Genomic DNA, 1626 nt, shown 5'->3' with positions numbered 1-1626 from the left:
CGACCCGGTACCTCTACCTGGCGGTCATCCTGGCCGTCGTCGCCGGCATCGTGGTCGGCCTCGCCGCGCCCGAAGTCGGCAAGGAGCTGAAGCCGCTGGGCACCGGCTTCGTGAACCTGATCAAGATGATGATCAGCCCGGTCATCTTCTGCACGATCGTCCTGGGCGTCGGGTCCGTGCGGCAGGCCGCCCGGGTCGGCAAGGTCGGCGGCCTCGCGCTCGGCTACTTCCTGCTCATGTCGACGGTGGCGCTCGCCATCGGCCTGGTGGTCGGCAACATCGTCCACCCCGGCTCGGGCCTGAACCTCGGCCCGGAGGTGGCCGACGCGGGCAAGTCCGTGGCCGGCGGGGAGAGCGGCGACACCGTCGAGTTCCTGCTCGGCGTCATCCCCACCTCGCTCTTCTCCGCGCTGACCGAGGGCTCGGTTCTCCAGACGCTGCTCGTCGCCCTGCTGGTCGGCTTCGCCGTCCAGGCCATGGGCCGGCGCGGTGAGCCGGTGCTGCGGGCCGTGGAGGTCATCCAGCGCCTGGTCTTCAAGGTCCTCGCGATGATCATGTGGGTGGCGCCGATCGGCGCGTTCGGCGCGATCGCCGCGGTGGTCGGCGCGACCGGCGTGGACGCGCTGACCAGCCTCGCCCAGATCATGCTCGGCTTCTACGCCACCTGCCTGATCTTCGTGATCGTGGTGCTCGGCACGCTGCTGCGCCTGGTGTCGGGTATCTCGATCTTCGCCCTGCTGCGGTACCTGGGCCGGGAGTTCCTGCTGATCCTGTCCACCTCGTCGTCGGAGTCGGCGCTGCCCCGGCTGATCGCCAAGATGGAGCACTTCGGCGTCAGTAGGCCGGTCGTCGGCATCACCGTGCCGACCGGCTACTCCTTCAACCTCGACGGCACGGCGATCTACCTGACGATGGCCGCGCTGTTCATCGCCGACGCCCTGGGCAAGCCCATGGCGATCGGCGAGCAGATCGGCCTGCTGGCCTTCATGATCATCGCCTCGAAGGGTGCGGCCGGGGTGACCGGCGCGGGTCTGGCCACCCTGGCCGGCGGTCTCCAGTCGCACCGGCCGGACCTGGTCGACGGGGTCGGCCTGATCGTCGGCATCGACCGGTTCATGTCCGAGGCCCGGGCGCTGACCAACTTCGCCGGCAACGCGGTGGCCACCGTGCTGGTCGGCACCTGGACCGGCGAGTTCGACCGGGCGCAGGCCCAGGCCGTGCTCAGCGGGCAGCGGCCGTTCGACGAGACCACCATGCTCGACGACGAGGACCCGGACGACGAGAGGGCCGAGCCGGCCGCACCGTCGGCCGCCCTGGCCGACACGACGGCCTGAGCGACCCGCGCCCCGGGCCCGCCGGACCCCCGGCCGGCGGGCCCGGCCGGCGTACCCCTTCCGCGCGCCCCTGGCGTGGCCGGTGGCCCCGGCCGGTGGGGACCACGAGCCCGGGATTGGCCGTCCCGGTGGCCGGAGATGATCGTTAGCGTCGGTGGCATGGACGTGGAGCAGGCGCAGAAGTTGTGGCAGCCGGAGCCCGGCTGGCTGAACACCGCCAGTTACGGGCTGCCGCCCGAGCCGGCCTGGCAGGCGTTGCAGGACGCCCTGGCGGACTGGCGGGTGGGCCGGA

At 71.9% G+C, this 1626-nt stretch carries 1 protein-coding gene and 1 pseudogene; both read left to right on the top strand.

What is annotated here, in order from left to right; genetic code table 11:
• The coding region (locus F8274_RS30570) for a cation:dicarboxylate symporter family transporter (RefSeq protein ID WP_151465859.1) at positions 1-1334 on the top strand (1334 nt) is incomplete at its 5' end.
• A gap of 159 nt (positions 1335-1493) precedes the next feature.
• Positions 1494-1626: pseudogene (locus F8274_RS30565) on the top strand (aminotransferase); the annotation flags it as partial.

Source organism: Micromonospora sp. AMSO31t (genome assembly GCF_008868175.1).
In the GTDB taxonomy this organism is placed as follows: domain Bacteria; phylum Actinomycetota; class Actinomycetes; order Mycobacteriales; family Micromonosporaceae; genus Micromonospora.
Note: the sequence above shows the minus strand (reverse complement) of the source record. Positions and strands in the feature narration are given on the sequence as shown.